This is a genomic window from Streptomyces sp. NPDC048290 (assembly GCF_040652095.1).
Taxonomy (GTDB): domain Bacteria; phylum Actinomycetota; class Actinomycetes; order Streptomycetales; family Streptomycetaceae; genus Streptomyces.
Map to the genome: position 1 here is coordinate 309965 of NZ_JBEZLM010000009.1, position 26709 is coordinate 336673.

Genomic DNA, 26709 nt, shown 5'->3' on the forward strand with positions numbered 1-26709 from the left:
ATCGTCTGGTCAAAGGGTAACGAACCGTCCACAGTTGTCGATCTTGCTGTGTTATGCGCGGGGCAAGGCTTCTGCAGTGGCGTTCTTCCGGCGACGCAGGAGCGCAAGGACCGCGACAGCGCCGAGGGTCATCCAGGCCTTTCCGAGGATCTGCCCGGGCAGGTAGTCGAAGGAGCCGAAGGCCATCCTGAGGAAGATCAGGCTGTCGGCGATTAGGCCTACCGCGTTCGAGGCGAGCATGGCGACAAGGAGCCCTCGTGTGCGGAGCGGCTCGTAAACGGCGAAGTCCATCAGTTCGGCGACGACGAACGCAGCGGCTGACGCGAAGGCCAGGGCAGGGTCGGCGAGGAAGTAGGAGACGACGGTGCCGACGGCGATCGCCGCGAGGATTGCCTTGCGGCCCGCGGCCTCACGGGCGAGGTCGCGGAGCACGAGGGCCAGGCCGACCATGTAGACGCCTGCTGGGGCGTCGTAGCCGAAGCCGACGGGCAGGGCCCCGATGTGCGTGACGGCCAGGTTGGCGGCCGGGATGGTGGCGATGTAGGCGACGAGCGTGGCTATACCGGCTGGAGCGGGGACCTTCACGATCTTCTTTCTGTCTTGGTGTGGCAGGAACTCGCCGTCCTGCGTTGAGCGGAACGAAGGCGGGAGGCGCCCAGACAGTACAGCTCACGCCACTGACACTTGCCGGGAGAACTAACAAACCGCAGGTCAGCACCTCTCTCCGGTTTCGGCTCGGGCTGGGCCAGACGGCCGGGATCGCTAGACCGAGACCTTGTGGGAGCGGTCAGTGGACTCGTCGGCCTCGGCGCGAGAGCCGGGTTCAGCCAAGAGCACGGAGGATTTCGGCCATCGTCGCGTGCAGTCCCGGTTTCCTCACACCTTCCACCTGCCCGTTTTGCCTGAGCTTGCACAGTTACGCCATACATCAACTGGCCGGCCAGCAGGCACCCCACGGCCATTCTCGAATGCTTATGCGAATCCAAGTCTGCCATCTTTGACGTTGTTGTCAGTGCCTCCGTTTAGGCTCATGAGGACTGTCATACGAGCAGGTGGGGGCGACCAGAAGATGGCTTCGGGCTTCGCAGTCGGACACCTCGTCGAGTTCCAGGGTGCCCCTGGAATCGGACGAGTCGGCGCGATCACCGACGGCTCGCTGCGCGTGGACTTCTTCGAGTCCATGGCCGAGCCCAAGATCGAATCCCAGACCGTCCCCGCTGTCGCATGCGCGCGTGTGCGGTTGAAACCTGAAACACGCGTGTTTCGCCACAACCCCAGCACCGACGAGTGGATGCCTGGTCGCGTCCTGGACGCGACCTCTGAGGGCTACTTCGTCCGGTTCCCTAACGCCGGTTACGACATGCCGGTCCGAGAATCCGAACTCCGTGTGCGTTGGAACAAGCCTGTACGTGACCCTCTTGAGGTTCTCGTGTCCGGCGGCAACGAGTCCGGGCACCTCTACAACGCGCGCATTCCCATGCTGCATAGCCTGGTCGCTCAACGCGCAGCGAGCGCGAGTACACCGGCCCTCCTGGCTGCCGCCGCCGAAATCTACCCGCATCAGGTCCGCGCCGCGCTGACCGTGCTCTCGGACCCCGTCCAGCGGTACCTACTCGCAGATGAGGTCGGGCTCGGCAAGACCATCGAGGCTGCATACGTGGCCCTGCAGACCTTGATCGACAGCCCGCAGGCACGCGTGACGTTCCTCGTTCCCGAGTCTCTGCGTCGGCAGTGGGTGGCCGAACTGCGCACGAAGTTCTTTACCGATGACTTCCCGAGTCGCGTAAAGGTCATCTCCCACGACGCTCCCGAGGTGTGGGAGCAGCACATCGGACGTGATCTCCTCGTGGTCGACGAAGCCCACCAGTTGGTCCAAGACCGCGATGACACTGACCCCACCTACTGCGCACTGCGCGATCTCGCGCACTCTGCGTCGAAGCTCTTGCTCCTGTCCGCGACGCCGGTCACCTCCCGGCACACCACACATCTGGGGCTCCTGCATCTACTTGATCCCGACGTATACAAGTGGAGCGAGCGGGAGGCGTTCGAGCAGCGGTACAACGACCGGGCTGAGTTGGCCAACCACGTCCTCGGCTTGAACGCAGACTTCTATCCGCTGCTGCCGTCCACGATCGGCATCATCGAGACGCTGTTGCCCCCAGAAGACGCCCGCTTCAAGCATCTGGCGGCCCAAGTGCGCGCCCTCTTCGGCGAGGAGGAGAACCTCCTCGACGAGTCGGAGGCGGGGGTGCGGGATCTCACGGCGCGCGTCGCTACTCTTCGGACACACATTAGCGAGACGTACCGACTGCACCGGCGCGTGATCAGGAACCGCCGGTTGAACGTAACCCGCCGCGACGACGACTCAGCGACCGTCCGTTACGAGGTGCGCGGTCGCGCGGAGCCGACAAAACTGACGGCCAAGTCCCACTCCCCGGCCGCAGATAGCCTCTTGGAATGGCAGACCCGGCTGTGGGGACATCTCCTTGATGAAGAGCTTGAGGGTCAGCGCGCCGACTACGCACTGGCCCTGGCCGTGCTCGCGTCCCGTCTCGGTGGCCCTTCCGCCGACCTTCTCGACGCTCTTCGCTGGCGGGTCCGCGGTGACGAAGCCGCCGCTCAGCGTGCCGGCCTGAGTGCCCGCGAGCGGGACCACCTCTCTAACGTGCCAGTGGCACCCCACGAAGCAGAGCGTCTGGACAGCCTCGAGTCAGAGATCACAGATGAGGGCCATGCGTCTGAAGTCGACGACCTCATCAACGATCTTCTCCCTGCCCTGCGCAAGGGCGGACACATTATTGTCTTCTGTGGCCCAGGTTCACTCGCTTCGGCGCTCACCGCGCGTCTGCGCGCACGGTTCGACAAGGTCGGCTTCTTTGAGCACACCCGCAGCGCGGGCCCCGACGCATCAGAGTCGGCCACTACTGCATGGCGGCAACCCAGCGGGAAGGCTGCCGTTCTCATTGCGGATGACTCTGCCGAGGACGGGCTGAATCTCCAGACTGCCCAGACCGTAATCCATGTGCGGTTGCCATGGTCGCCCAACCAACTCGAGCAGCGTCTCGGCCGAACCGACCGCTACGTCGAGTCCCGCAGGCAGCGCCAGGCACCACTCCAGTTCGTACTCACGGATGCTGAAGCGCACACCGAGGCGTGGCTGTTGCTGCTCACCGATGGATACCGCATCTTCGGCGGTTCGGTGTCCACGCTCCAGGACGCCATCGCGGAAGGTCTCCCTGACGTCTGGGCAGAGGCACTTGAGCACGGGCCAGAAGGCCTGCCTGGCTATTCCGAGACTGTGCAGGAGACGCTCGCCAAGGCCCTCCACGAGATCAACACCATGGACACCCTTGAGGCGATCTTCAGCACGTCCCCTCACGACATCGACTTCGCCGAGCGGCTGGCAGCGTTCGAAGCTGGCTGGGACGCCACCCGCAAAGCCATGCTCGGATACACCGGCGAAGAGAGTTCTGACGGGATCAAACTTCGCCACACCACCCGGAAGATCAAGGAGTGCATGTGCGAGGTCTTCGACCTCAAATCGCGCACCCTCATCTCCCCGCACCTCTACGACCGACGGAACCTCACCGAGGACGCGGCCAAGGGCACGTTCAGTAGATCCGAGGCGCTCAAAGCCCCCGGGACACGCCTGTTCCGTATCGGGAGTCCGCTCGTCGACATGCTCGCCAACGTTGTTTGGTGCGACGACCGCGGCCAGGCCACGGCCTTCTGGCGTGCAGACCCCAGCCACCAGGGCGAGCCGGAGCCCCACTTCGGCTTCGACTTCCTAGTCCAAGCCGACATCTCCTCGGCACTCGAACTGGCAGCGCCTCTCGTGCGGAGGCCCCGCGACGCTGAAGCAGCATTGAGGCGCCAAGCTGAACAGCTCCTCCCGCCCTTCACGCTGAAGGTGTGGGTGCCGGCAGGAGCAGCCGAGGCCCTGACCGACAAGAACACCCAGAAGTGGCTGGATGCCCCATACAGGACCACTGACCACAACTACAACTCTGGCAACATCCAGGAGTTGCTGGACCTGTTCGACGGCCAGCCCGGGTACGAAGCTTCCGCACGTGCCGCTGAGAAGGTCGCCCGAGCTGAACTCAGGCGAGTGACCAACTTGGCCGAACGGTCCGACCTGGCCCAGCAACAGGGGCAGGAACGCCTCGCCGTAGCGAAAGCGCAGGCCGAAGCCCGACAAGCAGCTGGCCGCCTCCTGGGAGGCGAAGAGAGCTATCTGCTTGATGTCGACATCACCGATGCGCTCGTGCAGGCACTGAGCGAACCGACGGTTCGGCTCGTGTCTGCGACCTGCTTGGTGAAGACGGGGCTCAGGAGGGTCCGTCGTGGCAACTGACAACTGGACCGGCGCCAAAACGCTCTTCGACCACCTGTCCAAGCACCGAAACCTCCAGCAACTCCCCGAACTCACTGAAGCAAAGGGGACGTTGCGCAGGCTCCGCGATGCTCTGGCCAATACGTCCAGCGGATGGAGGGACATTGCCTCGCTGACTCGACAGATCCTGCTCGAAGCTCAAGCACGTGAGAACACAACTGGATTCACGGTCCCACTACTTCCGCGGCTGCCTAGTCGCGAGCAGTGGGAAGAAATGCGCTGCCAAACCGCGATTCGCGATGGCGGCGCCAACTTGTGGGTGAGCGCGCTGCCGTGGCATCCACCCGTGACAGATGACGTCTCCCGCCAGGCGGCTCAAGAGGATCTTCGCCAGATCCATCTCGGCGAGGACTCACCGCACCGTCGCAAGCTGGAGTCGTATCCGGCTGACCCGTTCTTCGCGACCGCCCTCGGTGACGATCACAGTCACTATGTGTCGAGCGGCCAGAGGCAGGCAGCCAGAGCTATCGCGCTTGCCGAACCGGGGAGCACCACGATCGTCTGTCTCCCCACGGGACACGGAAAGACCGCCGTTGCGATGGCTCCCGCGCTCCTGGCGAGCATGAGCAGCGGCGTATCAGTGGTGGTTGTACCTACGAGCGTTCTCGCAGCAGACCTGGAACGGCGCGCCTTCAAGATCCTTGAACGGTACGGACATCACAGCCCCACACGCCGGTACGCCTACACCAGCGGGCTGTCGGAAGAAGACCGGCAACAGATGCGGGACGACATCGCGGCCGGCCGTCAACGGCTGGTATTCACATCGCCCGAGGCTCTAGTGAAAAGCTTGAAGCAGCCTTTGGAGGACGCAGCTGAGGCCGGCTTGCTCAACTATTTCGTGATCGACGAAGCACATCTGGTCGAGCAGTGGGGCAACAGCTTCCGCACCGCATTCCAGACAATGTCGAGCTACCGCCGCATCTGGCTCAGCAAGGCACCAGAGGGGCGGCAACCAGTGACCGTTGCGATGAGCGCGACACTCACTGGGCAACAGGTGGAGACGCTCGACTCGCTGTTCGCTTCGCCGCAACGGGCGAGGATCGTCTGGGCATCCCAACTCCGTCACGAGCCGAGCTACTACATCGACGTCTTTCGGAGCGAGGCCGACCGGGAGGCCGCCGTCCTCGATGCCGTCTCGTACTTGCCGAAGCCGATGATTCTGTACACGACCAAGGTCGTAGATGCGCAGGAGTGGGCGGGCCGACTTCGTGACCACGGTCTTCGACGCGTAGCTAGCGTCACTGGTGACTCCACAGACCCAGAACGTCGCGATGTCTTGGAAGGATGGACTGGTAGGACCGCTGAAGGCGATGTGGAGCAACGGTACGACGTCGTGGTCGGCACCTCTGCCTTCGGCCTGGGCGTGGATCTCGACGACGTCAAGACGATTGTGCACGCCTGCCTGCCGGAAACGGTGGACCGCTACTACCAAGAAGTCGGCCGGGCAGGGCGCAACGGAAGCCCTTCAATCTCCTACCTGGCCACCACTCGCAAGGACGAGGCCATCGCGAACAAGATGAGCGACGAGGTGGTCATCGGCGCCCCGCGCGCATGGCAGCGGTGGGAGGCGATGTTCCACGGCCGGGAGACGGTCCAAGGGCGTCACCGAGTGAGTCTCGATGCCTACCCCCCTGACATGAACGAGGGCTTTCAACGGAACCGGCAATGGAACATTCGGATCCTGAATCTCATGATGCGATCGGGGATCGTGGCCGTCCATCCACCACAGGCTCCCGCAAAGAATGAGGGAGAGTCGGATATTTTCTGGAAAGCGCGGCTTGATCTTTTCTATGCCACGGCTGACGGCTACGCAGACGTGGAACTCCTCGACTCGGACGCAAGGAACCCCGAGAGCTTTCATGATCGCTTTGAAGCTGAGCGTCACAAGTTGCTGGATGGTCGAGCTTCGGCACTCCGTGAACTGAAAGCTACTCTGCGAGGTGATCAGTGCATCGGCGACGTACTGGGCGCGTACTACCGCATCCCGCACGATGGTGGCTATCGCCGCACCGGTATCACCTGCCGTGGTTGCCCTCACTGCAGGACCACAGCCAAGCTGCTTCCGGCAGGCTTCTACCGACTTGCCGGAGAACCACAGCCCCTGCTCCCAGCGCCCGAGAGTCACGGGCATCTGCCCTTGGCGCCGTACTTTGGGGACCGTGAATGCTTGAGCCTTTGGTGGGAAGACACCAACGACCAGGCATTGGCGGCTCGGCTCGTGGAAAGCCTTGTCCGCCGCAGGATCTGCGTGGTCGGAGGGCCAGGCCTGGACGGGCGTCTCAGAAGCCAACTAAAGGCGACAGCACGCACCCGCACCGTGATCATCGACGATGACGGAGTCCTCCTGTCGGACTGGGCTGGCCCTGTTATCTGGATGGCGGACCTGAACACAGAAGCTCCAGGGCCTCAGATCGCTAGACGCTTCACCTGGGATGCACCGACCTACCTGATCCACCCCCGGGCCATGCATCACCCAGAACGCCGAGGTACACCACTCGTCGATGTCCACCCGGCGAACTTGTCGATCCGCCGTGCCTTGGAGGAACTCTGATGACTCTTCTGAACGTAGACGCCGCCATCCCCTCCCAGACCTGGGCTGTGGTACGTCTCCTCGCCTACTTGGGGAAGAGCATCGCCTTGGACGAAGCACGGGCTCTGGTCAGTCCCTCCTCATTGCGTACAGAGGACACAACGACCAAGCCCCCCTTCGACTGCGCTATCAGTTCCCTCCAGACCCTGGGTTTGGTTCACGTCGATGACGAGCAACAGGAACTCTCGCTGGCCGGGCCGGCTAAGGCTCTCCCCAGCAGCGACGATCTAGAGACGTACACCCGCATACTGCGTCGTGCAGTCCTTGAGACGGACTACAACAAAGACCTGGGCACTAACAACGACGCGACAGGCCCCCGAGACCTCACTCGCGCGCTCGCTTGGTTCCTCATGCACGACCCGATGGAGCAACCAATCGACAGCGTCGCCGCAGAGAAACTTCTGGACTACAAGGACAGCAAGGACCGTAAGGCGCTGAGGCCCGAAGTGCTTCCTATCTTCGCTAACCCCACCCGTTGGCTTCGCTTCGGCTACTGGGCGCCCGCTCTCGGCCTCGCCGCAGCCCCTGTCATCCGCACTGAAGGCCGTGGCCCACTAGTTCCGGACTGCACCTTGGCCGTCAAACAGACAGTGCTTGAGTTGTGGCAGCCAGGCCAACGCATCAAATCCCTTGAGGCACTACAGGTTCTGCGCGAGCACCTACCGGTGCTGCCTGGCGGCGCACACTCACTCGCAGTGGGGATCCCGAGCCCGGGCGACAGTGTGGCTGGCGCCGCCCTCTCTTTTGCTCTCCTGCGTGGCCACGACGAAAAGTGGCTTCGCCTGGAGCACGACGACGATGCTCGGAAGATTCTGCTCCTGAACGATCCTGAAAGGCCCGCCAGCCCACGCCCTGTTAGCGACATCACGATCCTGGAGCCCACCGATGGCTGACTTCCGCAGGATGCTCTGCTGGGAACCAGCAGTGGCAGCCTCCACGATCAACACTGAGGCGGTCAGCCCCTCGCGGGCGGTCTTTTTGGCCACTCATGCGCCATTGCGTATCAAGCGTGCGCGGATCATGGACGGGAGAGAACTCGTCATCGGAGGCGACCCGATCGATGAGCGGGCGGTCCTCCAAGACTTCCTGGCTCTCCGGGCGGACAGCGGGACGTTGCTCATGCCTGTCGTGGGTGAGTCCGGCTCAGGTAAGTCGCATCTTGTCCGATGGGTCCGCGAGCAACTTGCTGACGTAGAGGGATCGGACAAGAGGGAGGTCATCTACCTCGAGAAATCCAAGACCAGCCTCAAGGCTGTCGTCAGCACACTCATCGCGCAGGTGCAGAGCAAAGAACTGGCCCAACTCAAAGAGGACATCGAAAGGTTCACTGAGGACATCGACGAGGAGTCCCTGGCACGGCGCATCCTCAATGAACTGAGCGAGGCACTCGAGGCCACGTCCCCGAGTTCAGAGTCACTCCCTCTTGCTCGAATGCTTGTTGGCCCCGGCAAACTGGCCGCGGTACTCCTCGACCCCCATGTCCGTGCAGAGTTGCTCGCCCCTGGAAAATTTGTCCCCGAACTGGCCCATCAACTGATTCACAATCGCCGGGACGGCCAGGCAGACCGCCCTGAAGGCTTCAGCATCAGCGACCTTCCGCTCGACATTCGAGACATCCAATCCGCGTCAGGAATGGCACAGAGGCTGCTCGGTACGATCAGTACACGCGGCGATCTTCAGGGCATCGCGGTAGACCTACTCAATAGGCACCTCGAAGCTGCCATCAAGAGCGCCGCCAACCTTGGGGCAGGTCGGCTACTCGATGCGATGAAGCAAGTACGCGAGGAGTATCACCGGCAGGGCAAAGAGATCGTCCTACTCATCGAGGACTTCGCCCTCATCCAAGGTGTCCAGCGAGACCTCCTAGATGCCGTGGTAGAAGCAGCAAACCGTGAGGGCGAGACGACTCTCGCCCCCATCCGCACGCTCATGGCCGTGACGACGGGCTATTTCCAATCATTGGAAGAGACAGTCCTAACCCGCATCCAGGCCGCCACGGGCTACGTCTACCACCTGGACGTTCCTTTCAGCCCGGAGGAGACAGGACGTTCAGAGATTGCCTCGTTCGTCGGCCGCTACCTGAATGCTGCACGTTCGGGCCGCGACGAACTCGAGCGCGCACGCGACGAGGTTCCCAATAAGTGCGCGACCTGTCCGCTACGAACGGAGTGTCATGCGACTTTCGGAGCAACAGCAGACGGCTACGGTTTGTACCCGTTCAACGAGTCGTCTCTCGTAAGAGCCGTCCACTCAACGGCAGACCAGAGTAAGCCTTGGTCCTTCAACCCCCGTGCCGTGCTGGGAAGCGTCGTACGACCGGTCTTGGTTGAACACGCCACCGCCATGCGACAGGGCGAGTTCCCTGACCCCATGTTCCGGCAACGGTTTCGGCCGACCAAACTCGACAGGCCTGTCAGCCGCGACGTACTCGGCTTCGTAGCAGCGAATGATCACGACCCCGCCTCTGCGGAGCGACGCAACCTGGTGCTCGAGTTTTGGGGAGACGCCCCCGAGCATGCCAACAGCCTCCACCCCACCATCTTGGAGGCTTTCTCCCTGGAGCCGCTGGGCAACGAAGGAGGGCAAAGCCGTTCACCTGCATCTGTGGCGGTGCCAGGGCAGTCCAATCCCGGAGGGGCGAAGTCCGAGGCAGGAGCCAGCGGCAAACACGGCGAGTTCCCCAGAGAACTTCAGCGCATGCTGGAGACCGTGGACGAATGGCTCACGCGCGAAGGTGGCCTAGATACCGCCACCGCGACACGAATCCGAGGCATCGTCTCCACCGCAGTCGTCCAGCGGTACCAATGGAACTCACCTCTGATGCGGGCGGTGGGGAGTACCGAACTGCGAAAGGCTGCCTGGCCAAGCAAGGCGACCGTCGTGTCCATCGAGGGCGCGAAGGAGAACTTGATCGGCGTCGAGAATGCCCCCATCACCTTCTCTCGTCGTCCGAAGGACAGTTGGTTCTTCGACAGCCTGCTGAAAGCTGATCGGGATCTTCCAGCGCGAGCTGAAGACATCCGACGCCTGGCGTTCTTGGCGGAAGAGCACGGCCGAGACCTCACTGCACGGCTGCAGCAGCACATGGAGGTCACTGATGATCACCTCGTCGCGGGGTTCCGTGCATCCTTGATCGGAGCGGCACTCGCCGGCCGGGCATGGCCCGGAATGCCCACCTCGCAGCTTGTCGCTGCGGCGCTTGATGACGGGCAGGAGTGGCGTCGCGAGGATAGTGCAACCCGCTCCGAGAAGTGGATGGATTTGCTCCGAGGGCACCTCAGAGCGCGTCCCGATCTTGTGAAGCAGCTCCGTCACGCCGTCGGAGTCGCCCAGGGCATGGGTGCGGTGAACATGATTGATGCCGCACGCGTTCTTCCTCTACTCGACAAGGCCGCGTCATCGTGGAACTGGGATGCCGAGACGCTGGAAATCCCTAAATGGGTGAAGCCATCCATCACTGGGTTCGCGTCGTGGACAACCATCCTCGAGGACCAGCTCAGCCGCCACGAAGAACTACTCAACTCGATTCGAAGCTGTCAACCTCGGGGCACCACTGGCGTCCAGGCCATGGCAGCCATCCGTGACGTTCTCGGAGCCGCGCGAGAAGTGGGACTGCCACTGACGGCCGCGCAAACGCGTCAGTTCGATGCCCTGCTTCAAGGTGCCCAAAACGCAGATTGGAAGACCATCTCTGCGCTCGAAGATGACCTGGCCAAGGCCAGCGACGCCAGCCGTGATGCCTCAGATCGTAACGACGCCCAACTCGTTGCCGCTATCAAGGACCGCGGTGATTCGCTCAAGCTGATTCAACAACTACTCATTGTCAGTAACGACTGGCTAGACGCTGCTCTTGCCAGTGCCGAGTCACGGTCTAGTGGCTCCGCAGGAGACAGTGCCGCGGAAGACGTGGGGCAAATCTGTGTGGAGTGGCAGGCGCTCACCGCTGACCCGTCCGCCGAAGACGACGGGGAGGACTGGTGACCAACTTGTCTGTGTACGAGAAGGCCGTACAGCTGCAGAACCGGGCCCGCCAGATTGCTGCAGGTGCCGTCGGGGAGAAAGAGGCCGCTCGAGTTCTGAGCCGCTCGAAGGAACTCCGCGCGGCCCTGGCCGAACTCAGAACCCAAGTTGAGCTGAGCCATACGCTTGCGACCTTGGGGGCGGCGCACAAGCCCGACCTATCCGGCATCGACACGGCGCGCACAGCCTTCGAGCGGAAGGCTCTCAATGGGCTCCCCAGTGATGCGGTCTTCAACACGGCCAGGAAGAAGGTTCAAGACCTCGCGGGAAACCTTAGGGGTGAGAGCAACGCGGCATGGGTCACCTGGGCAACGGCACAGATCACCCTCCTTCCCTTGGCCCGGATCCCCATGCTCGCGGGTGACGAACGTGAGGCTGCACTTAACCGGGAGAGGGAGCTTCGGCAGGCGGTGGCGGCCAAGAGCCTGTCCAAAACAGATGTCACCCTCTTCACCAGCACGTATGCCCTCCTCGCCGAGTCCCTGAATGACAAGAGTGATCCCCCCAGCGAGCTGCTAGAGCTCCTGGAGCGGCTTGAGAAGCGCCCCAGCCCCACGCTCCGCGACATCACAGACGACGACATCGCGCTGCTGCGCCAGTTCGAGATGGACATCCACATCACCCTGCAGAGGACCGGAGCGTGACAGAGCAACTCGACGTTCGCTTTGCGAACGAACTCCTGAATCACCTGGAAAACCGCGAACTGCCGCTGCTGTCCTGGGGCGTCACGGAGACTGCGCTCTCCCAAGCCGAGGTGATAGAGACCATCGACAGTCTCTTGCACAGTCACGAGGACGCCCCGGCCGGCATGTCCGCTGAATCTGTGCTGGAGGAGTTCCTGCTCCGTGCCTTGCTATTCGAGGTGCCGGTGCCTGTGACGTCGCCGCCGCGGTATCGCACCCGGCTGGCGGAGTCACTCAGACTCACGACTGGTCTTCGACAGCTCTTTGCCCGAGGTGGGTGGGCGCAGGAGGAACGGCCTGGTTGGTGGCAGCATCAGCGGCGCCTCGTCGCTGACTATCGGCTGCACGTCGCGCCGCGACGCTACCCGCGCCGAAACATCCCGGCATCCGAAGCACTCCGCGTCCTCGCACAGCTTCCCCATTGGGGTGAGGTACAAGAACACGTAGCAACAGCCCAATTGCAGGGCCGCGAACTGGCACGCTTCCAGCTGGATGCCACCCGCTCCGTATTCGCCTCGCTCAACTCTGAGCGGTCCAAGGGGATCATCGTCGGAGCTGGTACGGGTAGCGGTAAGACACTCTCGTTCTACCTGCCGGCCTTCGCAGCGATGGCGGAACACGCCCGCCCTGGTGCGGCAAAGCGCGTTCACACACTGGCGCTCTATCCGCGCAAGGAACTCCTGCGCGACCAACTGCGAGAGTCAATCCGGTCTGTTGACGACATCGAGCAGGCGTTGCACGAGAGCAGGCGACGTCCCATCCGAGTCGGTGCGCTCTACGGTGACACCCCATGGAATGCTCGGGATCAGAGGCTGGAACCGAACTCACGTCACACCACTGCCTGGAAGCGCACCCCCCGGGGCGTCGTGTGCCCGTTTCTGCCATGCCCCACCCCGGACTGCGGCACTGGGGAACTCCAGTGGACAGACGAGGACCGCCAGCGAGGCCGTGAGCAACTGAACTGCACTAAGTGCGGCTACGTCCTGAAGGACGGGCGTCTTGCTCTCACCCGGGAATCCCTCAAGAAGAACCCTCCCGATTTGCTGTTCACCACGACGGAGATGCTGAACCTCTGTAGCGGCGACAGCTATCTGGAGTGGTTGCTCGGCTGGCGCGGCAGCGACTCTGCCCCTTCCCTCGTGCTCCTCGATGAGGTCCACACCTACAGCGGGCTTCACGGCGCGCAAGTGGCGCTGCTGTTGCGCCGCTGGCGTGAGGCAGCCCGCCGTCCCATGACGTTCGTCGGTCTCTCCGCGACTCTTCGTGACGCGGACAAGTTCTTCGCTCAACTCGTCGGTCTTCGTCCCGTCGATGTCGACCCGATTGAACCGGCCGACGAGGACATGACCTTCGAGGGCCGCGAGTACGCCGTGGCACTCCGCGGTGACCCCGTGTCGGGAACAAGCTTGCTCTCTACGTCGATCCAAACGGCCATGCTCCATGGCCGCTTGCTCGACCTGGACAAGAGGCAATATCTGTACGGCTCCACGGGCTTCCTGTTCACGGACGATCTGGACGTCACCAACCGCTTCTACAACGATCTCCGCGATGCGGAAGGCGGGCAGAACCGCGCCGGCCGCCGTAACGGCCGCAGGCCAGTGCTTGCGGGCCTGCGTTCCTCGGAACGTGACGAGCATGCTGCGCGCTACCTGGACGGTCAGTCGTGGGACATTGCCGAGAAGATCGGGCATGACCTCGACCCCACCCTGCAACTGCACCACCTGCATGTTGGCCGTACGTCCTCTCAGGACGTCGGGGTCGACCACGACGCGAACCTGACCGTAGCGACGGCCTCCCTAGAAGTCGGCTTCAACGACCCACGAGTGGGCCTGGTGCTCCAGCACAAAGCACCCCGTGACGCAGCAGCGTTCATCCAGCGCCGAGGGCGCGCTGGCCGAGAGCGCGGCACCAGGCCAATGACCGTCGTTACCCTCTCGGACTACGGCCGGGACCGACTCGCATACCAGGCGTACGAGACCCTGTTCGCGCCTCAGGTGCCTGCACGAAGCCTGCCGATCGGCAACCGCTTCGTACTCAAGATCCAAGCCACCCAGGCCCTGTTGGACTGGGCAAGCCGGAAGCTCCGTTCCAAGAAACTGTGGGCCAACCCCCGAAAGATCCTCAAAGCGCCCCCAGGCCATGTCGTGCGCAACGAGGACCGGCCGGGCCACGACATGCTGGCATCCCTGCTGCAGGCGATCCTCGATAAGCCTGATCTCCAGGACGAGCTTGCCCAGCACCTGGGGAGAGCTCTGCAGGTCAGCGCAGACGAGGTACAGGCGCTGCTGTGGGAGCAGCCCCGATCACTCCTGCTGTCTGTCGTTCCCACGGCGCTGCGGCGCCTGCGCAGCGACTGGTCATTCCAGCGCATCGATCCGGGCGCGAAGGAAGGTACTCTGCTCCCCGAGTTCATCACGCGCTCACTCTTCGATCCGCTGAATCTGCCGGAGGTCGAACTGCTCCTGCCGTTCAATACGAACGACACGTTGGAGCAACTGCCGATCGCCAGGGCGCTACGCGAGGCCGTCCCAGGGCGCGTCAGCCGACGATTCGGGCACCGCCGTGATGAGCACCGCACGTGGCTCCCAGTTCCCCCCGCTGGCAGCAGCACGCTGCCACTCCCCCAGATCGTGCAGCACGCTGATCCCGAGGGAACCTGGCATCCCGATGGGCATGGCCCGGAGGGACTTCAGGTCTTCCGGCCCACACAGTTGAAACTGGAGCAGCCAGGCCAGGAAATCTCCGACCGATCGCAGGGCCTCCCCATTTGGGGTACTCAAATCGTTGTGTCCGAGGAGGCGCCTCCGGCCCCGGCGGACATTCCTAACCCGTCTCTCTGGTACGAGCGCGTGCAGGCCGTCCACTTCGCCACGCACGCTGCCGGCAATCCCATCGAGATGCGGCGAATGACCATCGGCGCCGATTGTCAGGTGGCGCTCGAGCGCGGAGAAGTCGAGACACGCAAGGTCTACTACGAACTACACGGCAAGCCGGCTGCGCTCGGCTTCCGGCTGGGTGTCGACGCTGCACAGATCCTGCTCAGGCCCCTGAACACCTCGGAAGCTGTGGTCAGGGAGTACCTGTCGTCTCCGCAGTGGCGGTCACTCGCGTTCTCGTACACCTTCGCCGAGGATCCTGCTCTCGAGGACGTCGCGAACAAGTTCCAGCGTGCGTGGCTCAGCCAGGTCTATCTCACCGCCTTCGCGCTCGAAGGCCTCAAGGGGTCTCGTACTCCTGGGGAGATCCGAGCAGCACTCGCTAACGGAGCGTGGACTGGGGAGCTGCCTCGCATCCTGAGCGTCCTCTACCGCGACAACAGCGACCCCGACCACGCTGTCGAGAATGCGCGACTGGTTCAAGGGCTCACGGACTTGCTGCGCGACGCACGGATTCTCGCCGCCGTTGACCGTGCGGCCGAACACCTCGTCGATCCGGATATTGCTGCCCAGACTGAGGACCTGGCTCAGCGCGCCTATCGCGACACGGTGGCCGCGGCGATCCTCGCCGCCGCGCAGCGAGCCTGCCCCGACTCACAGGACGGGGACTTGATCGTCGACGTGGCGCCTGGTGCCACCAGCAGCGACCCTGCTGTCGTGTGGCTCAGTGAAACCTCTGTAGGGGGACTGGGCGTTGTAGAAAGCCTGGTGCGCTTCTACGGGGAAGACCCTCGCCGCTTCTGGGCGCTTGTCACCAGTGCGTTGGCCCCAAGCGACTACGAGTATGTAGACGCCACGCTCACCCAGTTGCTCCGTCACCTGTCCGACGAGCCGGGGGGAGATGCCGCAGAAGCCATGCGCGCACTGCGAGGAGCCGAGGATGCCGAAGCGGCCCAGGAGGCCCTGAACACTCTCCTATCCGCGTGGGAACAGTTGGACGGCCGTCCGCGTGTCACTGCGGTCTCAGCGTTGTCGGCCCGCCTTCTTCGGCCAGGGTCCGGACCCGACACTGACGCGCAGGCTCTCGCCATGGTGGACGCGTGGACGGAACTCGAGCAGAGGCTCGGTGTTGAGGTCGACGCGAACGTCATTGCCTTCGCGGTCGGCGACAAGCAACTGAACGTCGGCGGGAACAAGCGGCTGACAGCCGACCAGGCCTTCAGCATGCTTTGGCCCCGCGGACGGCAGGCTCGTACGCAAGACCTCCAGCACTACCAGCCCTATGCCGACACCCCGGTGCTGGATCGCCTCCTCGTGCGCGAGGCTCACAACGACCGTCTGCCCGAGGTGGACGTCACAGCGAGCGACTGGGTCCTTGCCTATCAGAAGGCCATGACCGACAACGGTGCCGCAGAACTCGTCTGTCCGGCAGGCGAGTCGCAGGCCCTGGCGGAAGCCCTGGTCCGCGTGCCGGCGCTGCCGGTGGACCGGGATGTCCTGCGCGTCCACGGGGAGGTCCGTGGCTACGCCAGGCATCGAGATGAGCTCCGTGTACGGGTGGAGTTGCGGGAGGCAACCCAGTGAAGGATCTGACCAGAACCATGCGCACAGGTGCTCGTACAGGGCTGCGCATCGACTCGGTACTGTCCGCGGCGCTGATGGCAGAGATGCTCAGCCCGAGCCACGACTTGTGGTTGGTCTCGCCGTGGATCACGGATGTCCAGGTCATCGACAACAGCCACGGCACCTACGACGCCTTCTTTGGCGACGTCCCGCCAAGCAGTTGGCGGCTTTCAGACGCCCTTCTCCGCATCGCTGGAGCCGGAGCCCACATCCACGTGGTCACGCGCCCGGACCCTCACAACGATGCGTTCCTGCGTCGGATCGAGGCCCCAGAACTGGACCGAGTCCATGTCCAGCACGACCCCGACGTCCATGAGAAGACGCTGTGCGGGCAGGAATGGATTCTCACCGGGTCGATGAACTACACGGTGCGCGGTATGGCGAAGAACGATGAGTTGGTCACCTACAAGGTGGGCGGGCCAGATGCCAGTCAGGCGCGGCTCGACCTGGCTCAGCGGTGGAGGAGCGGCTCGTGACACAGACCCAGAATCAGCAGCGAGAAGCCCTCGAAGGGTTCTTGCACCGATTCTTCGGCCCAGGAAACGGCGTCTGGCCGAACCTCGATCCGGACTACCGCCACAAGGACCGCACGCTACCGTTCGTCGAAGCCTTTCGACGCGGCGACGACGCGCCCGTAGTCCTTCCGCGCGTCTATACGGACCGCGATCGTTTCGTCGTGTACGTCATTGCCCAGGAACCTGGCGAGCGTGCCAAAACAGCCGAGTTGATCCGCGCCTTCGCAGGCCCGACGTACATCGCGTATGACGAGCAGGTTGGCATCCAGCCCGCCTGGCTGGACCCTGATGATCCCATCGAGCAGGCCATCCGCGAATTCGCTGGTGAGCGGACCACTTTCCGTCTGGAGACAGGGCGCACGCTTGAGCACCGCCGGAACCTGGCCGGGGCCCTGGAGTTGATGCAGAGGACCGAGGCTCGACGTCCTCCCAGGATGTGGCGGGTGGCCAAACCGATCGGCCGACTCCTCGCCGAGTTCGACGCGTCGCTCTCCGCGGGCGCTGAGGCCGCCTCGAACGTGGTCCTTGAGCATCTAGTGGCGGCTGGTGGTGTCACCGCAGCCAACCTCACAAACCTGAGGATCAAGCGGCTTGACCGGCTCGGCCGCAGTGAGGAGATTCTCCAACTCCCTGAACTGCCTGACGCCATCCGGCAGGACCCTCCCCGACCGGTCAAGGAAGCAATCTTGACCGCCGTGTACGCGGCGCTGGAGGAACCTCTCACAGAGGGCGACCTCTCATCGGCACGGGCGAAGCTCCAAGAACGGGGCCGCTTCGTCCCTGCCCTGCTGGATACCGATGCTGACAAGCTCGGCGCACAGGCCGTCGCTGTTCTTCTGATGGCGGCCACCATCCTTGAGGACCTGCCTGCTCTGCGTCGTCTCGTGAGAGCCGTTCGGAACGCAGATCGCATCGGCGAACTGCCCCCGCTGGTCTGGGAGGACGCTCAACGCGTTCTTGCTGAAGGCGTTGGCGAGGCAGTGCCTCCCGTCGAGGCAGAGCCCGTGCCACAAGTTCCTGAAGACGATGCGTCGAAAACGATTCCGCCGATCGACTCCTGGCCGGCCTTCCTCGCTGCCGTAGCCGCGGGCAGCCGTGCAGGCAAGTCAGCAGTTGAACAGCGCAGTTGGACTGCGTGGGCTCCACCCGCAGTCCATGATGCGTCCCTCGCCGGATTCCTGGACGGGCTAGAGAATCAAGCTGCTGAGGAGGCTTGGCGGGCGGTTGGAGCGTTCATTGACGCCGACGGATACGTTGCTCCGGCTGGTCTGACCGCCCATGCATTCATTCGAAACGCGGTCGCCTTCGACCGGTTCGGCCCCGGCGACCTCGCCGCGCTCCAGGCCCTCACAGAGATCGCACTCCGAAGTGGCCCTTCGGCGCACACCTACGCCGAACTTCTCGACGAGATCGGCGCCTACAGCAGTCGATGGGTCTCACCTGAACGGGCATCAATTGCGCTGGACTTCGTCGACCGGCTGTTCTTGGTCGCCTGCCCAGACGTGGACGCTCGCAGCAAGCTCGCATACAACTTGCTGGAGCCGCTCTGGCGGCACCAAGGGCGCCTCAACGAAGCTGATTTGGCGTTCGCCAAGCGTCTCTCAAGGGAACTTGGTGTCGATTTCTCTTGGCAGGACCGGGTCGGCTCCGACGACGATGAGCGTGAGCTGTCGCTCTCAGACCTTCCGCCCATGAAAGTGCTGCTGTACTCCCTGGACGACGCTGTGCTCTCGCGCTGCGCCGAGGAGATCAAGCAGCTTGCCCCCGCAGTGGACGCCGCAAAGGCTAGCGATCATGTCGGCAGTGCTCAGCTTCGACAGAAGGCACGCTCCGCTGACTTGGTCGTTATCGCGACGCGCTGCGCGAAGCACGCGGCGACGGGCTTTATTACGCAGCACGCCCGTACCGAGCACATCCACTACGCGGACGGCAGCGGATCGGCGTCCATGCTGCGAGCAGCAGTGGCCGGTCTCCGAGCAGCCGCAGTAGACCACTAACGCACTGGTGGTCTCCCTGATCTTTCCGGGGAGACCACCAAGGGCAAGGCTTCGGCTACTTGCTGACCAGGGTCTGCAGGTGAGTGGTGAGAAGCCGTACGTCTTTGGCCGTGTTCTGGAGGCCGTTCCAGTTGCGTTCCTCGCCATTCGAGAACTTCCACGTGCCGCCGGGAGTCCAGGCGACGTGCTTCTCGAGTCGGCGCAGGCTGATGCGAATCTTGTCCCAGTTGACCTTGTCGTAGTGGACGCCTGTGGTGAGCTGATCCATTACATAGCCCATGGCCTGGATGCCCACGCCATGAGTCAGCCTGGAATCCTTGGGAGGCTTGATCCACGCATCCTCGAAGACGTTCTCGACTGCTGTCCAGAAGCCCAGAAGGTGCGCCAGCATCGCCTCCTCGTCCGCGGAGCCGTCCTCGGCATTCCGGTACTGGAAGAGGGCGCCCTCGTAGATGCTGTGCTCCAGCATGCTCAGAATGCTGTTGTCCTTGATGTTGCCGGTAGGCGACGTGGGGCTGCTGATCCTTCCGCAGAAGGGGCCGTCTCCCATGTTCAGCATGACCATGATCTTCGCGGCGAGCTGGCGGCGCGCGTACGAGCGCGGCAACTTGGCGGTGGTCTCTGGCAGGAGTTCGTACACGAGCCCCTTGGGCAGTGGCTTGGTCGAGTTGACCAAGATGAACTGCGACCGCTGCTCTTCCTGAGACGCAATGAAGCCCACAGCCGCGACGGGGAACTCTGCCAGGTCGGCGTCCCTGATCGCTGCGCTGCGCTGCTGACCGTCCACGAGCCAGGCCGGCTTCTCGTCGTCAGCCAGTGACTCGTCGACCGGGATGATCAACTCACCGGGGATTGAGTAGCTCACGCTGCCGCCGCGAACCGCGGGTTCGAATGTGACGCGATCGTCGAAGCCGAGAACCAAGGCGTTGGGGAGCATCGCGCCCTCGGACTCAAGGTAGCGGCGGATCGAGCGGATGTGGCTCAGGACCTCAGGCCGCTGGTACCCCTGCAGCTTCCTCTGGCTGTCGCGGCGGATGCGCGAGACGGCTGCAAAGTCTTCCAACTTCTTGCCATCGACAGCGAAGCAGTAGATCTCCTTGTCGCCTTGGAGCACCTTGAGGGCGGGAACCTTCAGAACGTAGCGGTCGGCCACATCATCTCCTGTTTGAGTTACTTTGAGTGCTGTGCGCGGTCTGGGCGATTATGTGAGCGGCAGCTTGCGCATCTTAGCTTCGAGCACAGTCATGTTATGGAACCCGCGACGCTTGTTTCTCTCTGTTCCGCGGAAGATGACCATGTCGATCTTGTGCTTCTTGCAAAGGTCACACCGGCAGCGATCCCAAGGGCGGTCGACAAGAGTTTCCCTATAGTCGTCGACCTTCTTTAGTTTCTTGGGGTCACCGATGAGGGCGTGATAGGCGCGCAAAGCATCGATGACCTCCTGCACATCAAAATCCTCATCGTCTCTATACTGGCGCAGCAGTTTGAGGCATTCACGTTCAGCTTTGATTGCCGCCGACTGCGAAACCACACCCGCCAAGATCAGCCGCTTTAGAGTAGGGTTTCCATCAACTTGGGGAACCCTAATCGCAACGTACGAACCATCGGCGGTGTGATAGTTGTTCTTCTCATCCATGAAGGCTTGCCGGAATGCCGATGTGCTATCGAAACTAGTGACGTGATAATCGGCGAAGCGTTCCATGCTGTCGATACGGGTAATTCCGAGAAGATGGAACCCGACGTCACTCTTGCGAATCTTGGAAATTTCCTTAAGGCAAGCAATGATTTCCGGCGTCTTCAGCGGAACCATGCCCCCCAAGGCGATGCGCTTGTAGCCCATTTTCTGGAGTTGCACGACACTATCCGCGTAGCTGGCCGGACTCCAGCCCTGCGCTGCGCCGACTGGCTCCAGATGCAGTTTCCCGCCAGTGATCAGTCTATTGTGACTTTTAGTGGCCTTGAAGAACTTTTGCGCATAATCGAGTGACATATCGCGACGTGTTCGCCACGCCTCATCGACCTCGTCGTCGGGAGCATCGGGCCGGTACCCGAAGATCACGTGGTCGATACTGATTCCCGCATTGAATCGACACTCAGTGTAGTAGTGGAGAACTTCAGGAGTCTCGTAAGGTGGGCGCTCTTCGTTGATGTAAGTGAAGGATCCGCAGTCGCCTAGGCTCTCCATCGGTTCAGGCAGCCCGAAAAAGGTTCTCACACCGTCGCGATAAAGCCGCGCCCTCTGAGGGGCGCTGTACTTCCCGGCTCCCTTAATCGACCCATCTACGATGGCCTTGCTGACCAGTATCCCGTCGTAGGGGGCCGGCTTCACTGCCTGATGGGCATACAAGTCGTCCCGCTGACGATGGCGCTCATCGGGGTACTCATCGTGGATAAAGTCATACCTGGGATAGATCTGGTCTTGACTATCAGGGAAGTAGAACTTCACGACGCGCTAGTCCTTGACTGGAGGTAGATGCGAATCAAAAGGTTCGTTAGGTTGCTGATATGGCGCGGCAAGTTCTGGAGTTCATTCCACGGGGTGTTGAGTTCCGGCCAGCGCCCCTTGGTCCATCGACAGTGTGGCGCGATGAACGCCAACTCGGCCTTAGCCCTCTCATAGGCTTCCGGCGAACCTGGTGCTGCGTCGGCCAGCACGCGGTCCATGACTCGGTCCATCAGTCGCCCCATCGAGCGGATGCCGACGCCGTGCATGAGGCGGCTCTTGGTAGGAGACACGCCCCAGGCGTCAGGGAAGGTGTCTCGCACAGCACTCCAGTATGTGACAAGAATGTTGCGCATTGCTTCAGTGTCGACCGTGCCGTTCGAGAGATTCTTGTACGGGAACAATGCACCCGACGGTTTCAGGGACTCCTCAATAGCCGAGATCAGGCTATTGTCCTTCACCACAGCGTTGGACCGTTTATCCGTGACGGTTGACGCCTGCTTGATCAGTCCCTTGAAGGGAGAATCAGCGTCCTGGTTCAGAGCACTCACCAAGACGGAAGGCAGCTTCTTCGCGGACAGCTTCGTCGGGAGTTTGGTATGCACCTCGGGGAGGAGTTCCGTCACCAGACTGCCGGGCAGGGGCGACACGGTGTTCACGCGAAGGAACTGATCACGCTGTACTTGAATGTCCTCAGCCACGAAGCCAGCCACTGTGACAGGCAGCTTGGACCGCCGAGTACGTGCGAGGGCAAGGCTTCGCTGCTGACCGTCCACAATGAAGGCAGGCCTGGGCGCGGTTGACGAATCCGGCAGGGGAATCTCCAACGTCCCGATCGTGGAGAGGCCGTCTGTACTGTTCGGCCCGCGGCTCCCCCGGAACCGTACCGAGGTGGGCAGAGCAAGGATGAGGCCGTTAGGGAACAGAACGTTCTCGCTGTCGAGGTATTCGAGGATCTGCTGCACATGCTGCTTCTTTTCCGCCCTCTGGTACCCGAACAGTCTGCCTGCCTCGTCCCGAGAAATCCGGGCCACGTCGGCTACGCGGTCAATCTCTCCCGCTTCGAGCGCAAACACATACAGCGGGATACCCGGATTTTGCTCGATCCGAAGTGCCCTGCGGCGGATGACGTTTTCTGTCACCGTTCCCCCATGGTCCTCTTGTATAGATTCGCAAATCTGCTTTGCTCACAGGCTTTGCCGTCATCGCGCAAGGCTCGCAGTAGCCGTGTGCGGGAGACGCCTGGCAGCTTCGCTGTCTCCCGCTTGATGAAGACGATCACGTCTTCGTCCGACATGGGCTGTCGGTTGTACTGCTCTGGCTTCGTGGTGGCTGTCGCCCAGTCGTTCCACGCCTTCTGCGTGGCCGGCGAGGTGAGAGTGCCGTCCTTGGAGTGCTGGAGCCACGACTCGGCCATGCGCACATTCAGGCTCGTCAACGTGCCCCCCAGAGCATGGCGCAGCCCAGCGTCGGAACGAACTCGGTGGATTCCAGGGATCTCGCGCAAGCCGCCAATGAGAATCGCCTCACCCCCGAGGGCTCCGAGAGCTAGGAGTTCCTCTTCCATCGCGCTTGCATAGATTTCGGACAGCGCCATGAGCACCGGCCCCCGCTGGCCGAGTTCCTGGAGTTGGGCTTGGCCGGATCCCGCTTGAAGGTGGCCCCACCACTGGGCACTCTCCGCTGCAGATGTGGCTACGGAGTCGGCGTGCCGCGTGCTGAATGTCGCCGCATAGGCAGGCGCAGTCCGCGTCTTCGGCTCCACCGGCTGCAGGCCCAGCCCGGCCGATGCCACCCACAGTTGCGTCTTGAAACCCGCAGCCGAGGCAGCCACCGTCAGTCGGCGAGCTCGGGTCCAGTGATCACCGCGGTAGAGGTCCGTGAGCGAGGGCAGGGAGGCTCCGCCGCGTGCGGTCGCTGTCTGGATGCGCTTCTGCCAGTTACTGGAGCGTTGCTTCACGCTGCCCGTCGGCAGGTTCCTGGCGCACAGAGCTGCGTCCGGCGTATCGACCTTGCGGTCAGTGCACGTAACCACCAGCGATAGTTGCCTCACGCAGCTCGACTCCTGACAGCCATAACTAGTACCTGATGGCGGTTACTCTACCTGCCAGTTATCACGCTAGGCTGCACGCGTACATGACGGTCTAACTAGGGAGTAAGGCATGGGACGTCCTGCGATCGTTTTGCTGAGCGGTGGTCTGGACTCGACCACGGTGCTAGCCATCGCGAAGGACCAGGGCTACACGCCGTATGCCCTCAGCTTCCGGTACGGCCAGCGCCACAGCGTGGAGCTTGAGGCTGCGAAGCGCGTGGTCGAGGCCCAGGGTGTGGCCCGGCACGTCATTGCTGACATTGACCTGCGAGTTTTCGGTGGCTCCGCGCTGACATCCGACATTGACGTGCCCAAGCACGACTCCCTGGACCACACCGAGGAAGGCGGCGTGCCGATCACCTACGTGCCTGCACGCAACACGATCTTCCTCTCGTTCGCTCTGGCGTACGCCGAAACTGTCAACGCCAGTGACATCTTCACTGGTGTAACTGCGGTCGACTACAGCGGTTACCCGGACTGCCGCCCCGAGTACATCGACGCCTACACCAAGATGGCCAACCTTGCGACCCGCGCCGGCGTCGAAGGCACGCAGAAGCTCACTATCCACTCGCCGCTCATGGAGATGTCGAAGGCGGACATCGTGCGCGAGGGCCTGCGTCTGGGTGTGGATTACTCCATCACCTCTAGCTGCTACGACCCCGACGAGCAGGGGCGTGCTTGCGGTCACTGCGAGACCTGCCTGCTGCGCCTGAAGGGCTTCGCCGAGGCTGGTACCACCGACCCCGTGCAGTACCAGGACGCGTGAGAATGACCTATCTGGTCAAGGAGATCTTCTACACCCTCCAAGGCGAGGGCAGCCACGCGGGCCGCCCAGCGGTCTTCTGCCGCTTCTCACGCTGCAACCTGTGGACGGGACTGGAGAAGGACCGCCACCGCGCCATCTGCCAGTTCTGCGACACCGACTTCGTGGGCACCGACGGCGAAGGCGGCGGCAGGTTCGCCACGCCCGAGGACCTCGCTGACGCCGTTGAGAAAGCCTGGCCTTCGGAGTCCGCCGAGTATCGCTTCGTCGTGTGCACGGGAGGCGAGCCGCTCCTTCAACTCGATGAAGCAGCCATCGAGGCCCTACATGCCAGGGGCTTTGAGGTTGCTGTCGAGACGAACGGCACGCGCGTGCCGCCAAAGGGCATCGACTGGCTGTGCGTAAGCCCCAAGATCGGCTCCGAACTCGTCGTCACCAAGGGCGACGAGTTGAAGCTGGTCTACCCCCAACTGGGCGGAGACCCTGCCCAGTTCGAGGAGCTGGACTTCAGGTTCTTCCGCCTTCAAGCAATGGATGGCCCCGACTTGGAGGCCAACACCCGTGCAGTGGTCGACTACTGCATGAAGAACCCGCGCTGGATCCTCTCTCTCCAGACGCACAAGTATCTGGGAATTCAGTAAATGGAAATCTTTCGCGAGTTCAAGTTCGAAGCGGCACACCGTCTGCCGAACGTCCCGGAGGGCCACAAGTGCTCCCGGCTGCACGGCCACTCCTACAAGGTGATCGTGCACGTCGAGGCGCCCGTTGATCCCGAGGCTGGCTGGGTCATGGACTTCGGTGACCTCAAGCGGACGTTCAAGCCGATCGAGGCACAGCTTGACCACTACTACCTGAACGACATCGACGGCCTGGAGAACCCGACCAGCGAGGTCCTGGCCCGCTGGATCTGGGAGCGTCTCCAGCCCGATTTGCCGGGCCTCTCGGCTCTGACGGTTCGGGAAACGTGCACGTCGGGCTGCACGTACCGGGGCGAGTGAGCATGCACGACATCCAGAACGAGACCGACGCTCGGGGTATCGAACTCGACAGGGTCGGTATCGACGGTGTCCGTTACCCCGTGAGCTTCGAGGACGGTTACCTCCGTCAGGAGGGCATCGCCGACTTCGAGGTGACGGTGAGGCTCCAGCACGATCGGCGTGGCACTCACATGAGCCGCATGGTTGCTCTCGTGCACGAGCACCTGCAGCGGTTCGATCCTCGTCAGTTGCCGACTGTCCTCAAGACCGGCGCGGATCTCCTGGATGCGCCCGCCATCACAGTAGCGATGGCGTTGCCCATCAGCACGACCGTGGTCGCCCCGGCGAGTGGCCGTGAATCGAAGCAGGTTCACGACATCCGTATCGAAGGGCATTGGGACAACGGCGATGTGACGGTGAAGACGGCCGTCACCACGGAGGTGACCAGCCTCTGCCCGTGCTCCAAGGCCATCTCCGACTATGGCGCGCACAATCAGCGCAGCCAGGTCACGCTCACCGTGACCGGCCAGGGCGACACCCCGTACCCTCTGCCGGTTCAGAGCGCCGTGCGGTTGCTTTCGTCCTGCGCTTCGGCTCCGGTGGTGCCGTTGGTGAAGCGCACCGATGAGCGCGTCCTGACCATGCAGGCGTACGACAGTCCGGTGTTCGTCGAGGACATGGCCCGCACGATCAGCGCCTCCTGCCGGGATCGGGGCCTTCGGCACGCAGTGAGCATCCGCAACCTGGAGAGCATCCACAGCCACGACGCCATCGCCTTCATCGCTGGCTAGCCCCCAAGCCCACGGTATCTAGCCCGCTGCCTCTCTGGCCCGGCCCCTGTGCACCGCACGGGGGCCGGGCCAGTTTTCGTGCGCTCTGCAGTCTTGAACGCCCGTGCCGGGGAGCATCGGCTTGCGTTCCGTAGACTCGATCTTGGCGCGGGGCCGTCTGGGGAGCAGCACTCTTGATGACCCGTAGCCTGCCCGCACCGTCAACTGTGCTCGGCTACCGCCGAGATGGCCGTCCGATCTATCCCGTGCTCGGTGCTTCCGCCGATGACTCTTCGAACGATGAGACCTCTGTCAGCCTCAGCCAGAAGCATCTGAGCACGCTGATGGCCCGGGAGAAGGACCAAGGTGGGCGGGCTGCTGTCCGTAGCCTGGTCGACAAGCTGGGCTTCTCGAGTGCATCGGCGCTGGAAGAGTTCATCATTGGCGCCCGCGAGTCGGAGCAGGAGCGGCTCACTGAGGCGCAGCGGCGTGAGCAGTTGCTCGTGGAGCGCGAAGAAGCTGCAGCCGCTCGGGAGGCTGCGGCGCTGGCACGGGAGCAGGAAGCAGTTCGTCGGACGGTTCTGGCCAGCGCCGGTGTCGCCGGGCATGACCTCGATGACGCTGTGGCTCTGCTACGCGTACCGGAGGGCGCCGATGATGCTGTCCTCAACGATGCGGTCCAGGCACTGCAGGACCGTCGGCCCGAACTGTTCGCCCACCCGCCGTTCCACACGAGGCCCGGAACAGCTGCGGCCGCGCCTGGTGGTGCCCCTGCATCGGTCCCTCCTGCCCGTCCCGGAGGCGTTGAACGCAAGGCAGGCGCGGCGGGTCTGGAGATGGCCCGCCGGCGTGGGCTGCTCTCGGCAGCCGAATGATCCAGTCTGGCCTGACAGGCCACGTTCTTGGGGACCACGCCCCATCTCCTCGTGGACGGCTCCACCATCCGGTGAGTGCGCGACCGCACCGC

Annotated in this window: 18 protein-coding genes; 13 read left to right on the forward strand and 5 right to left on the reverse strand. The window is 63.0% G+C overall.

Annotated features, from left to right (window positions below; all coding sequences use genetic code 11):
• Nucleotides 1-51 precede the first annotated feature (51 nt).
• Complete coding sequence (locus AB0D49_RS18430) at nt 52-585, reverse strand: VUT family protein (protein WP_362758283.1); 534 nt, start codon at nt 583-585, stop codon at nt 52-54.
• A 484-nt stretch (nt 586-1069) separates the two neighbouring features.
• Here AB0D49_RS18430 and dpdE point away from each other — a divergent pair, with 484 nt between their 5' ends.
• From dpdE to dpdD, 8 genes are read left to right on the forward strand one after another with little or no spacing between them, the layout of a single operon-like run.
• The gene (gene dpdE / locus AB0D49_RS18435) at nt 1070-4354 is read left to right on the forward strand and encodes a protein DpdE (RefSeq protein ID WP_362758285.1); all 3285 of its coding nucleotides are present in this window, start codon (nt 1070-1072) and stop codon (nt 4352-4354) included.
• The gene (gene dpdF, locus AB0D49_RS18440) at nt 4344-6944 is read left to right on the forward strand and encodes a protein DpdF (RefSeq protein ID WP_362758288.1); all 2601 of its coding nucleotides are present in this window, start codon (nt 4344-4346) and stop codon (nt 6942-6944) included. The genes dpdE and dpdF overlap by 11 nt, the downstream gene beginning before the upstream one ends.
• The gene (gene dpdG, locus AB0D49_RS18445) at nt 6944-7876 is read left to right on the forward strand and encodes a protein DpdG (RefSeq protein ID WP_362758290.1); all 933 of its coding nucleotides are present in this window, start codon (nt 6944-6946) and stop codon (nt 7874-7876) included. Before dpdF ends, dpdG begins: the two co-directional genes overlap by 1 nt.
• Nucleotides 7869-10964, forward strand: a complete 3096-nt coding sequence (gene dpdH, locus AB0D49_RS18450; protein WP_362758292.1) for a protein DpdH — start codon at nt 7869-7871, stop codon at nt 10962-10964. Before dpdG ends, dpdH begins: the two co-directional genes overlap by 8 nt.
• Entirely contained in the window at nt 10961-11647 is a 687-nt protein-coding gene (locus AB0D49_RS18455; RefSeq protein WP_362758294.1) for a hypothetical protein, read from the forward strand. The genes dpdH and AB0D49_RS18455 overlap by 4 nt, the downstream gene beginning before the upstream one ends.
• Nucleotides 11644-16146, forward strand: a complete 4503-nt coding sequence (gene dpdJ, locus AB0D49_RS18460; RefSeq protein WP_362758296.1) for a protein DpdJ — start codon at nt 11644-11646, stop codon at nt 16144-16146. Before AB0D49_RS18455 ends, dpdJ begins: the two co-directional genes overlap by 4 nt.
• A complete protein-coding gene (gene dpdK, locus AB0D49_RS18465) occupies nt 16143-16661 on the forward strand; it encodes a phospholipase D-like domain-containing protein DpdK (RefSeq protein WP_362758298.1) in 519 nt (172 codons plus the stop codon). Before dpdJ ends, dpdK begins: the two co-directional genes overlap by 4 nt.
• A complete protein-coding gene (dpdD, locus tag AB0D49_RS18470) occupies nt 16658-18697 on the forward strand; it encodes a protein DpdD (RefSeq protein WP_362758300.1) in 2040 nt (679 codons plus the stop codon). The genes dpdK and dpdD overlap by 4 nt, the downstream gene beginning before the upstream one ends.
• A 55-nt stretch (nt 18698-18752) precedes the next feature.
• Here the strand turns inward: dpdD and dbpB (AB0D49_RS18475) are convergent, their stop codons facing one another.
• From dbpB (AB0D49_RS18475) to AB0D49_RS18490, 4 genes are read right to left on the reverse strand one after another with little or no spacing between them, the layout of a single operon-like run.
• Nucleotides 18753-19850, reverse strand: coding sequence for a DGQHR domain-containing protein DpdB (gene dbpB, locus AB0D49_RS18475; protein WP_362758302.1), 1098 nt, complete (start codon nt 19848-19850; stop codon nt 18753-18755).
• 48 nt (nt 19851-19898) lie between these two features.
• Entirely contained in the window at nt 19899-21143 is a 1245-nt protein-coding gene (gene dpdA / locus AB0D49_RS18480) for a tRNA-guanine transglycosylase DpdA (protein WP_362758304.1), read from the reverse strand.
• Nucleotides 21140-22282 (reverse strand): DGQHR domain-containing protein DpdB, encoded by a 1143-nt coding sequence (gene dbpB, locus AB0D49_RS18485; RefSeq protein ID WP_362758307.1) that lies wholly within the window; start codon nt 22280-22282, stop codon nt 21140-21142. The genes dpdA and dbpB (AB0D49_RS18485) overlap by 4 nt, the downstream gene beginning before the upstream one ends.
• Nucleotides 22279-23193, reverse strand: a complete 915-nt coding sequence (locus tag AB0D49_RS18490; RefSeq protein WP_362758309.1) for a hypothetical protein — start codon at nt 23191-23193, stop codon at nt 22279-22281. The genes dbpB (AB0D49_RS18485) and AB0D49_RS18490 overlap by 4 nt, the downstream gene beginning before the upstream one ends.
• 109 nt (nt 23194-23302) lie before the next feature.
• Between AB0D49_RS18490 and queC the strand changes: the two genes are divergently transcribed.
• The 5 genes from queC to AB0D49_RS18515 all read left to right on the forward strand — a co-directional run bounded on the left by queC (nt 23303) and on the right by AB0D49_RS18515 (nt 26617).
• Entirely contained in the window at nt 23303-23998 is a 696-nt protein-coding gene (gene queC, locus AB0D49_RS18495) for a 7-cyano-7-deazaguanine synthase QueC (protein ID WP_362758311.1), read from the forward strand.
• 2 nt (nt 23999-24000) lie between these two features.
• Nucleotides 24001-24636 carry a 7-carboxy-7-deazaguanine synthase gene (gene queE / locus AB0D49_RS18500; RefSeq protein WP_362758313.1) on the forward strand — a complete coding sequence of 212 codons (636 nt, stop codon included), beginning with the start codon at nt 24001-24003 and terminating at the stop codon, nt 24634-24636.
• Entirely contained in the window at nt 24637-24993 is a 357-nt protein-coding gene (gene queD / locus AB0D49_RS18505; RefSeq protein ID WP_362758315.1) for a 6-carboxytetrahydropterin synthase QueD, read from the forward strand.
• Between the two features lie 2 nt (nt 24994-24995).
• Nucleotides 24996-25763: a GTP cyclohydrolase I FolE2 gene (locus AB0D49_RS18510; protein ID WP_362758317.1), complete on the forward strand. Its 768-nt coding sequence runs from the start codon at nt 24996-24998 to the stop codon at nt 25761-25763.
• Between the two features lie 176 nt (nt 25764-25939).
• Nucleotides 25940-26617 (forward strand): hypothetical protein, encoded by a 678-nt coding sequence (locus tag AB0D49_RS18515; RefSeq protein WP_362758319.1) that lies wholly within the window; start codon nt 25940-25942, stop codon nt 26615-26617.
• The last annotated feature ends 92 nt before the right edge of the window (nt 26618-26709 follow it).